Below are 18,011 nucleotides of genomic sequence, written 5' to 3' on the forward strand. Positions count from 1 at the left end.
GGTCGTTACTGTGATCGCTGAACCGCCGGCTTCTCGCTTTCCTGCCGTGCGGCTGACAGATTGTGCGCGGTGTTGATCAGCGCGATATGGGTCAGAGCCTGCGGAAAGTTGCCGGTCTGGCGTCGCGCCAGAGAGTCGTATTCCTCGGCCAGGAGCCCGACGTCATTGGCGATGCCGACCACCCGGTCGAACAGCGCCTGCGCCTTGTCGAGGTCGCCAACGAGCACATGAGCATCCGCAAGCCACAGGCTGCAGGCAAGGAACGCCCCTTCGATCGGCGGTGTCTCCTCGGACACTTCGCGGGGATCATGCCGCAGCACGAATCCGTCGCGCATCAGGTGCTGTTCGACCGCCGTGATGGTGCCGCGCACCCGCGCATCCTTTGCCGGAAGGAAGCCGACCGCCGGCAGCAACAGCACGCTGGCGTCGAGAACCTTCGAGCCGTAGGATTCGACGAAAGCGTTCGCCTCGGTATCGAAGCCTCTCTGACAGACGTCGCGGTGGATGGCGTCGCGCAAGGTGCGCCAGTGCAGCAGCGGCGCCTTGAAGCCGAAGGTCTCGGCGCTCTTGATGCCGCGGTCGAAGGCAACCCAGGTCATCACCTTCGAGAAGACGTAGTGCTTAGGCTTGCCGCGGAGCTCCCAGATGCCGTGGTCGGGATGATCCCAGACCTCGGCCAAGTGCTGGAGCACGGCGCATTCCAGCGCCCAGCTTTCGTCGTCGAGCTTCAGTTTCGCCATGCGCGACTGGTGGAACGCATCGATCAGCTCGCCATAGACGTCGAGCTGCAATTGCGCGTGGGCGGCATTGCCGACGCGAACCGGCTTCGCCCCCTCATAGCCGTCGAGCCATTCGGCCTCCCATTCGAGCAGCCGCCGCTGGCCCCAGATGCCGTACATGATCTGCATGTTCGCCGGTGAACCGGCGGCCGCGCGCAACAGCCAGCTATGCCAGGCGGATGCCTCCTCGGTATAGCCGGAGTTCATCAACGCCAGCAGCGTGAAGGTGGCATCGCGCAGCCAGCAGAATCGGTAATCCCAGTTGCGCATCCCGCCGAGCTTTTCCGGCAGCGACGTGGTCGGTGCCGCGACGATGCCGCCGGTCGGGTCAAAGGTCAGCGCCTTCAGCGTGATCAGCGAGCGCATGATGAGATCGTGATATTCGCCGTCGCGATTCGAGCGGCTGCACCAGTCCTTCCAGAAAGCTTCCGTCTCCGCGAATGCGCGCTCAGGATCAATTGCCTCGGGCGGATCGAGATGCGACGGGCCATAGGTCAGCACGAAGGGGATGGTCTCGCCCCCGGCCACCTCGAATTCGGCGACGGTGGTGAGATCCTCGCCGCGCGTCTCGACGGGCGTGCGGAGCACCGTCATGTCCTGGCCGCAGATCGCAAGCACGGCGGAGCGATCCTCGGTCCGCCTGACCCAGGGGATATCGACCCCGAAGCCGAATCGGATGACGAGCTCCATCCTGAGCTTGACGCGGCCTTTCAGGCCGCGCACCAGCCGCACGATGTCGGATGCCTTGCCGCGCGGCGGCATGAAGTCGATCAAGGCGACGGAGCCGCCGGCCGTCTCGAAACGGGTCTCAAGGATCAGCGTGTCGCCGAGATAACGGCGGGAGCAAGCCGTGACGGCTTCGCTCGGCGCAATCTGCCAGCGGCCGTTCCTTCTGGTGCCGAGGATCGCGGCAAAGCAGGCGTCGGAATCGAAGGCCGGCCAGCACAGCCAGTCGATCGAGCCGTCGCGGCCGACGAGGGCCGCGGTCTCGCAATCGCCGATCAGCGCGTAATCTTCGATCTTCTGTGACAATTCCGTGTGACCCACCTGAAATTGTCGTGGCTGAACTCTAACGGTGCGACCGCTCCCGCGTTGCTGTTTTCAGCGCGCCGCGATCGATGCTCGACGCGATCTTGTCAAGCGCGACCGGCAGCCGCTGGCGCCAGTTGGGGTGCTCGTCGATCGTGCCGGGGATGTTCGGCTGGTCGACCACGCCCAGGAGATCCTCGAGCGATACCGCGAGAAGGCGGGACGGCGTCCGGGACAGGAAGGCCAGCACCGAATAGAGATCGTTGGCCTGAATGGCGTTGAAGCGCAGGATCTCGTCGAGCATGCCGAGGGCGTGCCAGCGCGCCTCCTCGTTCTCGCCGGGGTCGAGCCCGAGCGAGAGCTTCATCTTGAGATCGCTGAACGAACGCCAGCCGGCATAGGTACACAGATCATGCGTGTTCAACGTGACCAGCGCGTTGGACCGGTAATGATCGAGATTGCGGAAACGCCCGGCGTCATCGCGTTCGAACATCATCACGAGATAGGACCAGATGCCCCAGTCCTGCATGGTCTCGCGAAAACCTTCCGGCACGGTGCCGAGATCCTCGCCGATCACGATGCATTTGTGGGCGGCGCTTTCACGCGCGACTGCCGCCAGCAGCGCCTCGAACGGCATCTGCACGTAGGCGCCGTTGTCCGGCTTGAAACCGCGCGGCACGAGGTAGAGCCGTTTCAGCCCGAGCACGTGATCGAGCCTGATCGCGCCGGCATGGCGCATCGAGGCGGCCAGCATGTCAGCGAACGGCACGAACGACTGCGCTTCCAGACCGCCGGCATTGAAGCCGGCGAGGCCCCAATCCTGGCCCACCGTGTTCAGCACATCGGGCGGTGCGCCGACCGCGAGATGGCGGGAGATCGCGCCCTGCTCGTTCCAGGCGTCGAACCCGTCCGACTGCACGCCGACAGCGACATCGAGATAGAGCCCGACCTTCATGCCGAGCCGGCCTGCGAGCTCCTTGGCCGCAGCCAACTGCCAATCGGCCGTCCATTGCACGAACTCGACGAACTCGACCTCGTCGTGATCGGGGCCTGCGCGCAGCTCCGCGCATTTGGTCTCGTCAGGCCGCTGCCACTCCGACGGCCATTCCCACCACGGTCGTCCCGGGAAGCGATGGCGCAGCACCTCGAAACAGGCAAAGCGCGTCAACAGAGGACCCCGCTCGAGGCGGAAGGCGTCGAACGCCTGTCGGCGGCCAGGGCCCGCCTTGGTCTTGAACGCATCGAACGCGGCGCGCAGGCCGCGCCATTTCAGCGGCCCTGCCTCGCGGTATCGCACGCGGTCGCCTTCGCGCAAGGATGCCGCCATTGCGCGCACATCCGGCAGCAGATCGAACGAAAACTCCGGAATCTTGTCGACGTCGATGTAGAGTGGGTTGAGGAACAGCCGGCTGTTCGGCGAATAGGGGCTGCAGTCGGACGGCCGGTCGTCGAACAGCGCGTGCAGTGGGTTGAGGCCGACGCCATCTGCGCCGAGCTCCTTGGCAAGCGCAACGAGATCGGCAAGGTCTGTGAAATCGCCGATCCCCCAATTGCGCGCGGAGCGGACGCTGTAGAGCTGCACCGCAAGCAGCCAGCCGCGGTCGAACTCGCCGGTGAAAGCGCGCTCGGGCGCCACGATCAGCGGCGCCTCTTCCGCCGCCCCGGACGCATCGACGAGCTTCAGCCGGTGGTAGCCAGACGGCAGATTATCGGGCCAGACAATGATGCGCTCGCGCGCCTCGCCCTGCGCGACCGTCACGGTTCCGTTGACGACCGACCAATGCAGCGGAAGTTTGGCGGCCTCGGTGAGGTCGGTGCGTGGCTGCCGGCCGGTGCGGACCAGGACAGCACCGCTGACGAAACGGTAGGCGCGCTTTTCCGGCAGGGCATTGAGGATCGACGTCAGGGCATCGGGCGCGGTGACCCGCAGCTTGCCCAGGGCATCGACGAATTCGGACTGGACGCCCTTGGTTCTGGCTTCAGCTAAAAGATCCATTCGGCACGCAGTTTGCAGGCCACCAAGAGCGGGCGGCATCCATTTTTGTTAGGCGGAGGAAGAAGATAGTCGGGATTAACGCGCTGAGCGCGGCGATCGTTCCTGGCTGGAACTAATGACACACAAGAGGCTTTCTATATAGGTACTAAGCGTCGGTTCCCGACAAGGGACACGAGACGCTGCTTTGTTGTCAATGGCATCACCGTGAACAAGACAATTCAAACTGTCGAGAGTGTCGCAGCCGGTGGCGCTTTCCTTATTGAAGACGTCTATCCGCTGGTCGATGGCGGCCGCTTTCCCGTCAAACGCGTCGCGGGCGAGCGCGTCGATGTCTGGGCGGACATCTACCGCGACGGCCACCACGCGGTCAGCGCCGCGCTGCTCTGGCGCCGCGAGCAGGATCGGGAATGGCAGCGCACGCCGATGCTCCATCATGGCCATGACCGCTGGGTCGGCGCGTTCACTCCGCCCGGGCCGGGCCAATATGTCTACGCCATCGAGGCATGGACCGACGAATTCGCGACCTGGCGTCACGGGCTCGCGATCAGGCAGCGATCCGGAGCCGATGTCACGCTCGATGCGATCGAGGGCGCCGCCCTCCTGACCAGAGCCCATGGCGCGGACGATGACGCCGCCGCGATCATCCTGCGGCAATGCGAGGATTTCCTGCAATCCGGCGAGGTCACCCCGCTGATGGCGGATGAGCTGAGGGACGCCATGGCCGACAGCCAGTCGCGGCCCGACCTCACCCGCTCGCCCCTCTTCCCGCTGGTCGCCGATCGCGACGAGGCACGCTTCAGCACGTGGTACCAGATGATGCCGCGCAGCCAGGGCAAGGTCGCGGGCCAGCACGGCACGCTCAGGGATTGCATCGCGCGTGTCCCCGACATCGCCGCGATGGGTTTCGACGTACTCTACTTCACGCCGATCCATCCGATCGGCCGCACCCGCCGCAAGGGCCGCAACAATTCGCCGGTCGCCGCCGCAGGCGATCCCGGCTGTCCCTATGCCGTTGGCGCGTCCGAGGGCGGTCACGATACGTTGCACCCGGAGCTCGGCACCATCGAGGATTTCCGTGCGCTGGTTGCGACCTGCCTGGAATACGGCGTCGAGCTCGCGCTCGATTTCGCGGCTCAGTGTTCGCCGGATCATCCCTGGCTGACGCTGCATCCGGAATGGTTCAAGTGGCGGCCGGACGGCTCGATGCGGACGGCGGACTATCAGGACATAGTCACTCCCGATTTTGGCTGCGTGACCCGAAGCGAATTGTGGAACGCCTTCCGCGACGTCATGCTTTTCTGGATCGACCATGGTGTGACCATCTTCGCGATCGACAATCACGACACCGCGCCCTTCAGCTTCTGGGAGTGGTTGATCCGCGACATTCGCCGCCGACATCCCGAGGTAATCCTGTTCTCCAAGACCTACACCCGGCCGAAGCTGATGAAGGGCCTCGCCAGGCTCGGCTTCGCCCAGTCCTTCAGCTATTTTCCGTGGCGAACGCAAAAATGGGAGCTGGAGCAATATTTGGCTGAAATGACCGGCTATCCCGAGCGCGACTTCCTTCGCCCCAACCTGTTCGTCAACACGCCTGACGTCTTGCCGTATCATCTCCAGAGCGGCGAGCCCTGGATGTTCAAGTCGCGCGTCGCGCTGGCAGCCATGTTGTCGGCCACTTACGGCATCTATAGCGGCTTCGAGCTGCTCGAGCACCAGGCCGTTCCCGGTCGCGAGGAATATCTCGATTCCGAAAAATACGAGATCAGGGTTCGCGACTGGGACCGGCCCGGCAACATCAAGCCCTACATTGCCGAGCTCAATCGCATCCGCCGCGACAACAAGGCGCTGCAACAGACGTCGAATTTGCGCTTTCTCGGCACCGACGATGGCGACGTGATCGCCTTCGTCAAGGAGTCGATCGACCGAACCAACACCGTCCTCGTCGCGATCGCTCTGTCGTCCAGCGCGCGCGAGGTCTGGCTCCCGCTTGGCGACGTCACGACCAGCGTGAACGGGGAACGTCGCCACATCGCACGCGTTGAGAACCTTCTCACCGGCGAGCAGTCCGCAATCGAATGGGGCGGAATCCGGCTGCGCATCGATCCATATCGCGATCCGGCGCTCTCGTTCCGCTGCCTGGCGTGAGGATCCGCGGCATGAACGTTCTTTCCTCAGTTGACGAGAAGAGGGTCGAAGCTGCCGAGGTCGTGGACGAGCTCTGGTACAAGGACGCGATCGTCTACCAGCTCCACGTCAAGGCGTTTGCCGACAGCAACCATGACGGCATCGGCGACTTCGCCGGGCTGACCGAAAAACTGCCATACTTGCAGGATCTCGGCGTCACCACGCTGTGGCTGTTGCCGTTCTATCCCTCGCCCGGCCGCGACGATGGCTACGACATCGCCGATTACGGCTCGGTCAATCCCGATTTCGGGACGATGAAGGATTTCAAGCGCTTCATCCAGGAGGCACAGCGGCGCGGCTTGCGGGTGATCACGGAGCTCGTCGTCAACCACACCTCCGACCAGCACAGATGGTTCAAGCGCGCGCGACGGAGCCCGGCGGGCTCGAGCGCCCGCAACTGGTATGTCTGGAGCGACACCGACCAGAAATATCAGGGCACGCGGATCATCTTCACCGACACGGAGAAGTCGAACTGGACCTGGGATCCGGAGGCCGGCGCGTTCTACTGGCACCGTTTCTTCTCGCACCAGCCCGATCTCAATTTCGACAATCCCCGGGTGGTCAGCGCCATCATCCAGGTGATGAAGCGCTGGCTCGATGCCGGCGTCGACGGATTCCGGTTGGATGCAATCCCTTATCTCTGCGAGCGCGAGGGCACCTCGAACGAGAATCTTCCCGAGACGCATGCCATCATCAAGCGGCTGCGCCAGGAGCTCGACGCCTACTCCAAGGGCAAGCTGCTGCTGGCCGAGGCCAATCAATGGCCGGAGGACGTGCAGGAATATTTCGGCCGCGGCGACGAATGCCACATGGCCTATCATTTCCCGCTGATGCCGCGCATCTACATGGCGATCGCGCAGGAGGACCGCTTTCCGATCACCGACATCCTGCGCCAGACGCCGGACATTCCGCAGAGCTGCCAATGGGCGTTGTTCCTGCGCAACCATGACGAACTGACGCTGGAGATGGTCACCGACGTCGAGCGCGACTATCTCTGGTCGACCTATGCCAACGATCCGCGGGCGCGGATCAATCTCGGCATTCGCCGACGGCTTGCGCCGCTGATGGACAACGACCGACGCAAGATCGAGCTGATGAACTCGCTCCTGCTGTCGTTCCCGGGCACGCCGATCATCTACTACGGCGACGAGATCGGCATGGGCGACAACATCTATCTCGGTGACCGCAACGGCGTGCGCACGCCGATGCAGTGGAGTCCGGACCGCAATGGCGGCTTCTCGCGCTGCGACCCGGCCCGCCTCTACGCGCCGTTGATCATGGACCCCGTCTATGGCTATGAGGCCGTCAATGTGGAGGCGCAGTCGCGCAGCCTGTCCTCGCTGCTCAGCGCCACCAAGCGCCTGATCTCGGTGCGCAAGTCGACGCTTGCCTTCGGCCGCGGCACCATGACCTTCATCCGCCCGGCCAACCGTTCCGTGCTGGCCTATGTCCGGCAATATCACGATGAGGTCATCCTGTGCATCGCCAACCTCTCGCGCGCAGCACAGGCGACCGAGCTCGATCTGTCGCCGTGGAAGGACAGGATCCCGCAGGAGATGCTCGGCCGCACGCGCTTCCCCGCGATCGGCGAGTTCCCTTACATGATCACGCTGGGGCCCTACGGCTACTATTGGTTCCAGCTCCGCGAGCGCGACAAGTCCGAGCCGGTGACGCCGCGCGCGGTGCCCGAATTCGAGACGCTGGTGGTGCCGGTCAACTCGACCTGGGTCTCGCTTGCGCGCGAGCGCGGCGTCTTCGAACGCGACGTGCTGCCGGGATTTTTGTCGCGGACCCGCTGGTATCCGGAGCGCAGTCCCAAGCAGATCCGGCCGACCCTGACTTCTGCGGTCCCGTTCTGCGACATCGGCGACAACCGGCCTTGGCTCGCATTCTTCGAGGCGACGCAGCGCGGCGTCACGTCGCGCTATGTGATGCCGATGCAGATCGAATGGGTTCGCTTCGACCGCGAACGCTTCAACCCAAGGGCGCTGGCCGCGGTACGCCAGGGCGCGCGCGAGGGAACGCTGCTCGACGTCGCGACCGACCCGATCTTCATCGGCCTGTTCCTGCGCAATCTCAGCCAGTCCCTGGTCGTCGAGGAAAACAATCTGCGCCTGGAGTTCAAGCCGACCAGCCGCTTCGGTGCGAGCACCGTCAAGCAGCCGGAGCAGATCCGCGCCATCGAGCAGGCCAACAGCACCGCCCTGGTCGACAATCAGTATGTCACCAAGATCTATCGCCTGCTCGAAACCGGCACCAACCCCGAGATCGAGCTCGGCCACTACCTCACCGAGGTCGCCCAGTTCGCCAACACGCCCGCGCTGCTTGGCAGCGCCGAGCTGGTGGAGGATGGCGGGCGGAGCGCCGTCGGCGTCGTGCATGCCTATGTCGCGAACCAGGGCGACGGCTGGGCGGTGACCTCTGGCTATCTCGACCGCTACATCGACGAGCAGCGTCTGCTCGCCGCAAGCGAAGCCCCGCGCGAGAACCAGGACCAGGTGCCCTATCTGCATTATCTCGCCCAGACCGGCCGGCGGCTGGCTGAGCTGCATATCGCGCTCGCCAGGGCCGAGGGCGCCGATCTCGCGCCCGAACCTGTCACCCCCGTAGACGTCGCGCGCTGGACCACGGATCTCCTGCAGCGCGCCGAACGTACGTTTGAAACGCTGGCCCAAAGCCGCAACGGCTTGCGGGAGACCGATCGCCCGCTGGTCGACCAGCTCCTGGAGCGGCGCTCGGCCCTTTCCGACCTGCTCACGAGGCTATTGCCATCCGACATCGGCGGGTTGAACATCCGTCATCATGGCGACTTCCGCCTGGGGCAGATTCTGATCGTGAAGGACGACGTCTTCATCATTGATTTCGATGGCAATCCCCACCTCCCGCTGGCCGAGCGGCGGCGCAAGGCACCCGCGGCGCGCGACGTCGCTAGCCTCGTCTGCTCGATCGACCTTGCCGTGACCGCGGCGCTCGACCGTGCACTCAAGGGCGCGCCGGACGAACAGGGACGGCGCGCGACCGCGCTCGGCGAATGGCGCGAGCGCGCCACGGCGACGTTCCTCACCGCCTATCGCGAGGCCATGACCGACCGGCGCCTGCGGACAAATGATCCGCATTCGGCGGACGGCCTGTTAAGATTTTTCCTGCTTGATACAGCGTTCGATGAGGTGGAGTACGAACTGTCCCACCGGCCGGAGGCGCTCAATGCGCCGCTGACCGGGCTGCTTCGCATTCTGTCCAATGCGGAGAGCGAAGCACATGCCTAAATTGTCTGCCGAGGCCTATGCGATCATCGAGGGCCGCCACTCCGATCCCTTCCACTATCTGGGGCTCCATCCCGAAGGCGACAAAAGCGTGGTGCGCGCCTTCCTGCCCGAGGCCTCCGATGTCGAGGCGGTCGGCGAGCATGGCGAGGTGGCGAAACTCGACCGCATCCACGAGTCCGGCCTGTTCACGGGCGCGCTGCCCAATGGCGCCAAGCGCTACCAGTTGCGCGCGACGTTCGGCGGCAATGTCGTCGAGCTCGAAGATCCCTATCGCTTTCCGCCGATCCTGACCGATTTCGATCTCTATCTGCTCGGCGAAGGCACGCATCAGCGACTCTATGACAAGCTCGGCGCGCATCCCATGACGCTCGACGGCGTCGACGGTGTCGGCTTCGTCGTGCTGGCACCCAATGCGCGGCGGGTCAGCGTGGTCGGCGACTTCAATTTCTGGGACGCCCGGCGTCACCCGATGCGTGTGCGCGGCGTCGGCTATTGGGAGCTGTTCATCCCGCATGCAAAGGCGGGCGATCACTACAAGTTCGATATGGTCGGACCGCACGGCCACAATCTGCCGCTGAAGTCCGATCCTCTGGCGTTTGCCGCCGAAGTGCGGCCGAAGACGGCGTCGATCGTGTTCGATGAATTGCACCTTCCGCGCCCGCGGCCGGCGCCCGACGGCATCAACGCGCTCTCGGCGCCCATGTCGATCTACGAGGTGCATCTTGGCTCCTGGCGGCGCAAGGGCGACGGCGAATGGCTGACCTATCGCGAGCTCGCCGAGCAGCTTCCGGCCTATGCGCGCGACATGGGCTTCACCCATCTCGAGTTCCTGCCCGTCAGCGAGCATCCCTTTGACGGTTCATGGGGCTACCAGCCGACCGGCCTTTATGCGCCGACCAGCCGCTTCGGCCCGCCGGAGGATTTCGCCGCGCTGGTCGACGCCTGCCATCGCGAGGGGATCGGCGTGCTGCTCGACTGGGTGCCCGGACATTTCCCCGACGATCCGCACGGCCTCGGCCATTTCGACGGCACCGCGCTCTACGAGCATGCCAACCCCTTACAGGGTCGCCATCTCGACTGGGGCACGCTGATCTACAATTACGGCCGCACCGAAGTGACGAACCTCCTGGTGTCGAACGCGCTGTTCTGGCTGGAGCGCTACGCCATCGACGGCCTGCGCGTCGACGCGGTCGCCTCCATGCTCTATCTCGATTACAGCCGCCCTGCGGGCGCCTGGATCCCGAACCAGTATGGCGGGCGCGAGAACATCGAGGCGATCGCGTTCTTGCGGCGCTTCAATACGGAAGTATTCGCGCGCTTTCCGCAGGCCACGACCGCAGCGGAAGAATCCACCGCCTGGCCCCAGGTTTCCCGGCCCGTCGAATTTGGCGGCCTCGGCTTCGGCTACAAATGGAACATGGGCTGGATGCACGACACGCTGAACTACATCAGCAAGGATCCGATCTACCGCAAGCACCATCACGGCGAGATCCTGTTCGGCCTGCACTACGCCTTCTCGGAAAACTTCATCCTGCCGCTGTCACACGACGAGGTCGTGCACGGCAAACGCTCGATCCTCGGCCGCATGCCGGGCGACGAGTGGCAACGCTTCGCGAACTTGCGCGCCTATTACAGCTTCATGTTCGGCCATCCCGGCAAGAAGCTGCTGTTCATGGGCGGCGAGTTTGCGCAAGGCAAGGAATGGAATCACGACCAGTCGCTCGACTGGCATCTGCTCGAACACAAGAACCATTCCGGCATCCAGTCGCTGGTCCGCGACCTCAACCGGCTTTACCGCGCCGTGCCTGCGTTGCATCAGATGGACTGCGATCAGGCCGGCTTCGAATGGCTGATCACCGATGATGCCAACCGCAATGTGTTCGCCTGGCTGCGCAAGGGATTTGACGCCCGTGCGCGCTGTCTCGTGATCGTGAATTTCTCGCCGAACGTCTATCGCAACTATCGCGTCCGGGTGCCGTTTGCCGGCAAGTGGCACGAGGTTCTCAATTCCGACTCCGCTCATTATGGCGGCAGCAATGTCGGGAACGTCGGAGAGGTGCAGGCGGTTGACGGCAAGACGCCGGAGCTGCGCCTGACCATTCCGCCGCTGGCTGCGATCTTCCTCGTTCCGGAAAGCTGACCCATGCGACTGACCGCCGGAACGCCCGCACGCCTCGGTGCAAGCTGGGACGGACGCGGCACCAACTTCGCGCTGTTCTCCGCCAACGCGCAGAAGGTCGAGCTGTGCCTGTTCGACAGCCAGGGCCGGCGCGAGCTCGAGCGCATCGAATTGCCCGAGCGCACCGAGGACGTCTGGCACGGCTATCTGAACGACGTCTCGCCGGGCCAGCTCTACGGCTACCGCGTGCACGGCCCCTACGAGCCCGAGCACGGCCACCGCTTCAATCCCAACAAGCTGCTGCTCGACCCCTACGCCAAGCGGCTCGCCGGGCGGCTGGTGTGGAGCGACGCGCACTTCGCCTATCGCACCGGCAGCCCGCGCGAGGATTTGTCCTTCGACCGGCGTGACAATGCACGCGGCATGATCAAGGCCGTGGTCGTCGACGAGACCTTCAACTGGGGCCGGCGCGAAATCCGCCCGAACATCCCCTGGGACGAGACGATCATCTACGAGGCCCACGTCAAGGGGCTGACGCAGAGGCGCGACGACGTGCCGCCGAACCTGCGCGGCACCTTTGGCGGACTGTCCTCGCCCGCCATGATCGAGCATCTGAAACGGTTGGGCGTGACCACCGTCGAGCTGCTGCCGATCCACGGCTTCATCGACGACCGCGTGTTGGTGGAGAAGAAGCTCGTCAACTACTGGGGCTACAACACCCTCGCCTTCTTCGCACCGGAGCCGCGCTACGCACAGGACAATCCACTGGATTCCTTCCGGACTACCGTGGCGCGCCTGCACGATGCCGGCATCGAGGTGATGCTCGACGTTGTCTATAACCATACCGCTGAAGGCAACCATCTCGGCCCGACGCTGTCTTTCCGCGGCATCGACAACGCGTCCTATTACTGGCTGAACCGCGAGAACCCGCGCTACTACGACGACTTCACCGGCTGTGGCTCGTCGGTGAACCTCACCCATCCTCGCGTGCTCCAGATGGTGACGGATTCGCTGCGCTACTGGGTCGAGGTCTGCCATGTCGACGGCTTCCGGTTCGATCTCGCCACCACGCTCGCGCGCGGACCGAACGGGTTTGATCGCGGCAGTTCGTTCCTGACCGCGGTCCGCCAGGATCCGGTGCTCCAGGGCGTAAAGCTCGTCGCCGAACCCTGGGACCTCGGCCTCGGTGGCTATCAGGTCGGCGCGTTTCCCTCGCAATGGTCGGAATGGAACGACCGCTATCGCAGCGCCATGCGCCGCTACTGGAGCGGCGAAGGCAGCCTGATCGGCGACGTCTCGAGCCGCATGACGGCGTCATCCGACCTGTTCCACCATGACGGACGCAAGCTGCGCGCCAGCATCAACCACATCACCGTGCATGACGGTTTTACGCTGGCCGACCTCTTCAGCTACAACCAGAAGCACAATGAGGCCAATGGCGAGGACAATCGCGACGGCTCCAACGACAACCACAGCAACAATTGCGGTGTCGAGGGCCCGACCGACGATCCGCAAATCCTGTCGCTGCGCCGCCAGCTCCGCAAGAACGTGCTCGCCTGCCTCATGCTCGCCCAGGGCACGCCGCTGCTGCTCGCCGGCGACGAGATCGGAAACACCCAGTCCGGCAACAACAATGCCTATTGCCAGGACAATGAGGTGGGCTGGGTGCTCTGGGACAATCTCGGCAAGGACGGCGAGGACATGGTCGAGTTCGTGAACCAGCTCGCCGAGATCCGCCGCCGCTTCTCGCAGCTCCGCAGCCAGAGCTGGCTCGACGGCCGCCGCGCCAACGGCTCCTACGGTGTCCTGTGGCTGACGCCGGCGGCCGAAGAGATGACGGAGAGCGACTGGAATTTTCCGGAAGGCAGATTTCTCGCCTATGTGCTCGGACCGCTGGAACCCGGCGTGTCCGCGATCTTTATTGTCCTGAACGCCGCACCGGAAGAGATCGGATTCAAATTGCCCAAAATGGCCGAATACAAGGGCTGGCAGCAGATCCTGAATACGACCGATGCCAAGCTGAACACGGTCGATTTCCTGCCTGGCACCGACAGCAAGGCGCCGCCGCGCTCGGTGCTCGCCTTCGCGGGCGCGCTATGAGGCCATCCTTCGGCGCCAAGGCAAGCAAGGAGGGCGTGTCGTTCCGGCTCTGGGCGCCCGGCGCCAGGCGGGTCGACCTCGTGCTCGACAAGCGCCATGCGATGCGGCGCCGCGAGGACGGCTGGCACGTGGCCGATATTGCCGGGCTGACGGCGGGAGCCCGCTATCAGTTCAGGATCGACGACGAGCTCGACGTGCCCGATCCGGCCTCGGCCTTCCAGCCTGAGGATGTCTTCGGGCCGAGCGAGGTGGTCGATCACGACAGTTTTGAGTGGCGCGCCGGAGATTGGCGCGGGCGCCCGTGGCATGAGACGGTGCTGCTGGAATCCCATGTCGGCACCTTCACGACGGAAGGCAGCTATCGCGCCATGATCGACAAGCTCGATCATCTCGTCGCGACCGGGATCACCGCGCTGGAATTGATGCCGCTGGCGGACTTCGCCGGCAAGCGCGGCTGGGGCTATGACGGTGTGCTGTGGTATGCGCCCGACAGCGCCTATGGCCGGCCCGAAGACTTGAAGGCGCTGATCGACGAAGCGCACCTGCGCGGCCTCATGGTCTTTCTCGACGTCGTCTACAACCACTTCGGACCCGAGGGAAACTATCTCGGCCGTTACGCGCCGAACTTCTTCACCGATGCCCATACGCCGTGGGGCAGCGCAATCGATTATCGCGTGCCGCAGGTCCGCGCCTTCGCGGTCGAGAATGCGCTCCACTGGCTCAGCGACTACCGCTTCGATGGCCTGAGGCTGGACGCCGCCAACCACATCATGGCGATCCCCGGCGAGCAGTCGGTTTTGCATGATCTCAGCATTGCCGCGGGCCAGCTTGCGGCGGCCACCGGGCGGCACATCCATCTCGTGCTGGAGAATGGCGACAATCGCGCGAGCCTGCTCGATCCCACTGAAGAGCCGCCGAACGGAAAATATCGCGGCCAGTGGAACGACGACTATCATCACGTCTGGCACGTGATGCTGACGCGCGAGTCCTCCGGCTATTATGGCGACTATCAGCGCTCGCCGAGCGGCGATCTCGCCCGCGCGCTGGCGTCGGGCTTCGTCTACCAGGGCGAGGTCTCCGCGTTCTGGGGCAACAAGCCGCGGGGCGAGCCGAGCCGGCAGCTTCCGCCGGATACTTTCGTCAACTTCCTGCAGAACCACGATCAGATCGGCAACCGGCCGTTTGGCGATCGGTTGGAGAGCATTGCGAGCCCCCGGGCGATCGAGGCCGCGCTCGCCGTGACCCTGCTCGCGCCGATGGTACCGATGCTGTTCATGGGCGAGGAGTGGGGATCGAACAAGCCGTTCCCGTTCTTCTGCGATTTCCACGGCGATCTCGCCAATGCCGTGCGCGAGGGACGGCGCCAGGAATATGCCTGGGCCTATGCAAAGTATGGCGACGAGGTGCCCGACCCGCTCGATCCGGCAACCCCGCAATCCGCCGTGCTCGATTGGGACTCGCGCAGCCCTGAGCACGACGCGCGGCTGTCGCTGGTCCGCGAGCTCCTGCGCATTCGCCGCACCGAAATCATGCCACGGCTTGCCGGCGCAGCCTTTGGCGAGGCCAAGGCCGCGGAGAGCGGGCTTTTGACGGCGCATTGGCGGATGGGAGACGGCGCGACGCTGCGCCTGACCGCCAACCTTTCGGATCGCGAAATCGCATCACCTCAAATCACGGGCACGCCGATCTGGGGCGGCGAGCCCGGCGATCGACTTCCGCCCTGGTCGGTGGTCTGGCGCCTTACGAGGTGAGCATGCCTCCCGCCATTCCGCTCGCCACCTATCGCCTGCAATTCACCGCCGATTTCAACTTCGACGACGCCGCCAGGATCGTGCCTTACCTCAAGGCACTCGGCATCATGCATGTCTACGCCTCGCCGCTGATGAAGGCGCGCAAGGGCTCGACCCATGGTTACGACATCGTCGACCACAGCCAGTTCAATCCGGAGCTCGGTGGCGAAGCCGGCTTCGTCCGCTTCAGCGACACACTGAAGCAGCATGATGTCGGCCTGATCATCGACTTCGTTCCAAACCACGTCGGCGTCCACTTTGCCGACAATCCCTACTGGCTGGACGTGCTGGAATGGGGACCGGCCTCGCCGCACGCAGCTTCCTTCGACATCGACTGGGACCAGTTGCCGTATCGCGCCCGCGGCGGCGTGCTGCTGCCGATCCTCGGCTCGGCTTATGGCGAAGCGCTGGAACGCGGCGAGATCGAGCTGCGCTATGATGCGGGCGAAGGCAGCTTTTCGGCCTGGTACTTCGAGCACCGCCTGCCGATCGCACCCGAGCGCTATGGCGAAGTCCTGCGAATGATCGTGAGGGAGGCGGATGCCACCGAGAGCGAGGCAGGAAAACACCTCCTGGCGGTCGCCGAACGCTACAAGGGGCTGCGTCATCCGAACCGCGAGGAAGCGCCGGCCTTCAAGGCCGAACTGAATGCGATCGCCGGCGCTTGCGAAATCATGGAGCGAGGTCTTACCGCCTATCGTTCGGCCAAGGACCGCCCGACGCAAACGCTTGCCCTGCATCACCTGCTCGAGCGCCAGCACTACAAGCTCGGGCATTGGCGGCTGGCCTCCAGCGACATCAACTATCGCCGCTTCTTCGACGTCAATGGTCTTGCCGGCCTGCGGGTCGAGGACGCCAGCACCTTCGCGGCGACACACCGGCTGGTCAAGCAGTTGGTCGCGGACGGCAGGCTGCAGGGTATCCGGCTCGATCATATCGACGGCTTGCGCGATCCCGCGCAATATTGCCAGCGGCTGCGCCGGATCGTGCGCGACGCGCAAGGCACTGCAAAGCCATTCTACACCGTGATCGAAAAGATCCTGTGCGAGCACGAACGGCTGCCGCGCTTCGCCGGCGTTCACGGCACCACCGGCTATGAATGGATGAACGTCATCACCCAGGTGCTGGTCGATGCCAGGGGGCTCGACGCGCTCGACGAAACCTGGCGCCAGATCAGCAACCGCTCGCCGCGGCTTGCGCCCTATCTGATGGAAGCCAAGAGGCGCGTGCTGGACACGCTGCTCACCAGCGAGTTCACCGTGCTGACGCGCCTGCTCGCCCGCATCGCCAATGGGCACTACTCGACCCGCGACTTTTCCGCCGACAGCCTGCGGCAGGCGCTCGAGCTCTACGTGCTGCATTTCCCCGTCTACCGCACCTACATCACGACGAGTGGACCGACCGCTCACGACCGCAAGCTGATCGAAGAGACCATCGCACGCGCTCGCGCGGAATGGTTCGCGGCTGACGACGGCATTTTCGACTTCCTGCGCGACGCGCTGACCATGGACCTGCTGAGGCCGGATCGGCCGCCGCACAGCACCCCGCGCGTGCGCCGCTTTGCGCTGAAGGTACAGCAATTCACCGGGCCGATGGTGGCGAAGTCGCTGGAGGATACAGCCTTCTATCGCTATCACCGCCTGCTCGCACTGAACGAAGTCGGCGGTGATCCCGCCGCAAAGGCTCTCGCGCTACCGGCGTTTCACGAGGTCATGAAGGCGCGCGCCAGGGAATGGCCGCATGGCATGACGGCCACGGCCACGCACGACACCAAGCGCGGCGAGGACGCGCGGGCACGGCTCGCAGCGCTCAGCGAGATCCCGGGCGAATGGACCAGCGCGGTGGCACGCTGGAAGGTGCTGAACGTGCCGCACATCACCACGCATGGCGAGATGCGCGCGCCGTCGGCGACGTTCGAATACATGCTCTACCAGACGCTGCTCGGCGCATGGACGCTCGGACCGCCTGACGCGAGCCTCATCGACCGCATCCAGGCCTACGCGCTCAAGGCGGCCCGCGAGGGCAAAGAGGAGACGAGCTGGCTCAATCCGAACGAAGCCTACGAGCAAGGTTTGCGGAATTTCATCGCGAAAGTCCTCGACCCCGCCGTCTCCGCCGAATTCCTGGACGCGCTCCAGACCCTCGCCCGGCGCGTTGCCCTGCTCGGCGCGCTCAATTCACTTGGCCAGCTCACTCTGAAGGCGACACTCCCGGGCGTACCGGATTTCTATCAAGGCACCGAATTCTGGGATCTGTCGCTGGTCGACCCCGACAACCGGCGTCCCGTTGATTTTGCCGCGCGAAGTGGTGCACTCGCTTCGCTCAAAAGTCCGGATTGGGACAGCCTCGCCGGGCACTGGCAGGATGGCCGGCTCAAGCTCGCCTGGACGCAGCGGCTCCTCGAATTGCGCACCGGGCTCGCCGATGTCTTCACCCGTGGCGACTACCAGCCGCTCGAGGTGAGCGGGCCGCACGGCGACCACGTCATCGCTTTCGCGCGGCGCCACGGACGCGATGCCGCGGTCATCGCGGTCGGACGATTGTTTGCACCGTTCACCCAAGGCGGTCGTGAATGGCCGACCGCTCAAGCCTTCGACGCAAGCGTCAACGTGACGGGCTATGCGATCGCAGGGCACGACGGTGATGAGCTGCGGATCTCGCAGGCGTTTCGCGCGCTTCCCGCAACGGTGCTCAAGGCGCGCGTTGCGAGCGCAGCAAGGCCAGCGCGACCCCGCGGACGGGCCTGAC

Annotated in this window: 8 protein-coding genes; 6 read left to right on the forward strand and 2 right to left on the reverse strand. The window is 64.6% G+C overall.

Annotation, left to right across the window (positions count from 1 at the left end):
- Nucleotides 1–5: 5 nt before the first annotated feature.
- Both NLM33_RS19855 and malQ read right to left on the reverse strand, forming a co-directional pair.
- Nucleotides 6–1,811, reverse strand: a complete 1,806-nt coding sequence (locus tag NLM33_RS19855; protein WP_254097852.1) for a glycoside hydrolase family 15 protein — start codon at nt 1,809–1,811, stop codon at nt 6–8.
- Between the two features lie 37 nt (nt 1,812–1,848).
- On the reverse strand, nt 1,849–3,804 hold the full coding sequence (gene malQ, locus NLM33_RS19860) for a 4-alpha-glucanotransferase (protein WP_254097854.1): 1,956 nt from the start codon (nt 3,802–3,804) through the stop codon (nt 1,849–1,851).
- Between the two features lie 204 nt (nt 3,805–4,008).
- On the opposite strand from malQ, the gene NLM33_RS19865 reads away from it, so the two are divergent.
- The 6 genes from NLM33_RS19865 to treY are packed head-to-tail and all read left to right on the forward strand — an operon-like array spanning nt 4,009 to nt 18,010.
- Complete coding sequence (locus tag NLM33_RS19865; RefSeq protein WP_254097856.1) at nt 4,009–5,949, forward strand: maltotransferase domain-containing protein; 1,941 nt, start codon at nt 4,009–4,011, stop codon at nt 5,947–5,949.
- An 11-nt stretch (nt 5,950–5,960) separates the two neighbouring features.
- Nucleotides 5,961–9,254, forward strand: coding sequence for a maltose alpha-D-glucosyltransferase (gene treS, locus NLM33_RS19870; RefSeq protein ID WP_254097858.1), 3,294 nt, complete (start codon nt 5,961–5,963; stop codon nt 9,252–9,254).
- Nucleotides 9,247–11,394, forward strand: coding sequence for a 1,4-alpha-glucan branching protein GlgB (glgB, locus tag NLM33_RS19875; RefSeq protein ID WP_254097860.1), 2,148 nt, complete (start codon nt 9,247–9,249; stop codon nt 11,392–11,394). The genes treS and glgB overlap by 8 nt, the downstream gene beginning before the upstream one ends.
- A 3-nt stretch (nt 11,395–11,397) precedes the next feature.
- The gene (glgX, locus tag NLM33_RS19880) at nt 11,398–13,473 is read left to right on the forward strand and encodes a glycogen debranching protein GlgX (protein ID WP_254097862.1); all 2,076 of its coding nucleotides are present in this window, start codon (nt 11,398–11,400) and stop codon (nt 13,471–13,473) included.
- Entirely contained in the window at nt 13,470–15,224 is a 1,755-nt protein-coding gene (gene treZ / locus NLM33_RS19885; RefSeq protein WP_254097864.1) for a malto-oligosyltrehalose trehalohydrolase, read from the forward strand. Before glgX ends, treZ begins: the two co-directional genes overlap by 4 nt.
- Nucleotides 15,225–15,226: 2 nt before the next feature.
- Complete coding sequence (treY, locus tag NLM33_RS19890) at nt 15,227–18,010, forward strand: malto-oligosyltrehalose synthase (RefSeq protein ID WP_254097866.1); 2,784 nt, start codon at nt 15,227–15,229, stop codon at nt 18,008–18,010.
- The last annotated feature ends 1 nt before the right edge of the window (nt 18,011 follow it).

Origin of the sequence: Bradyrhizobium sp. CCGUVB1N3, assembly GCF_024199925.1 — a bacterium.
In the GTDB taxonomy this organism is placed as follows: Bacteria; Pseudomonadota; Alphaproteobacteria; order Rhizobiales; family Xanthobacteraceae; genus Bradyrhizobium.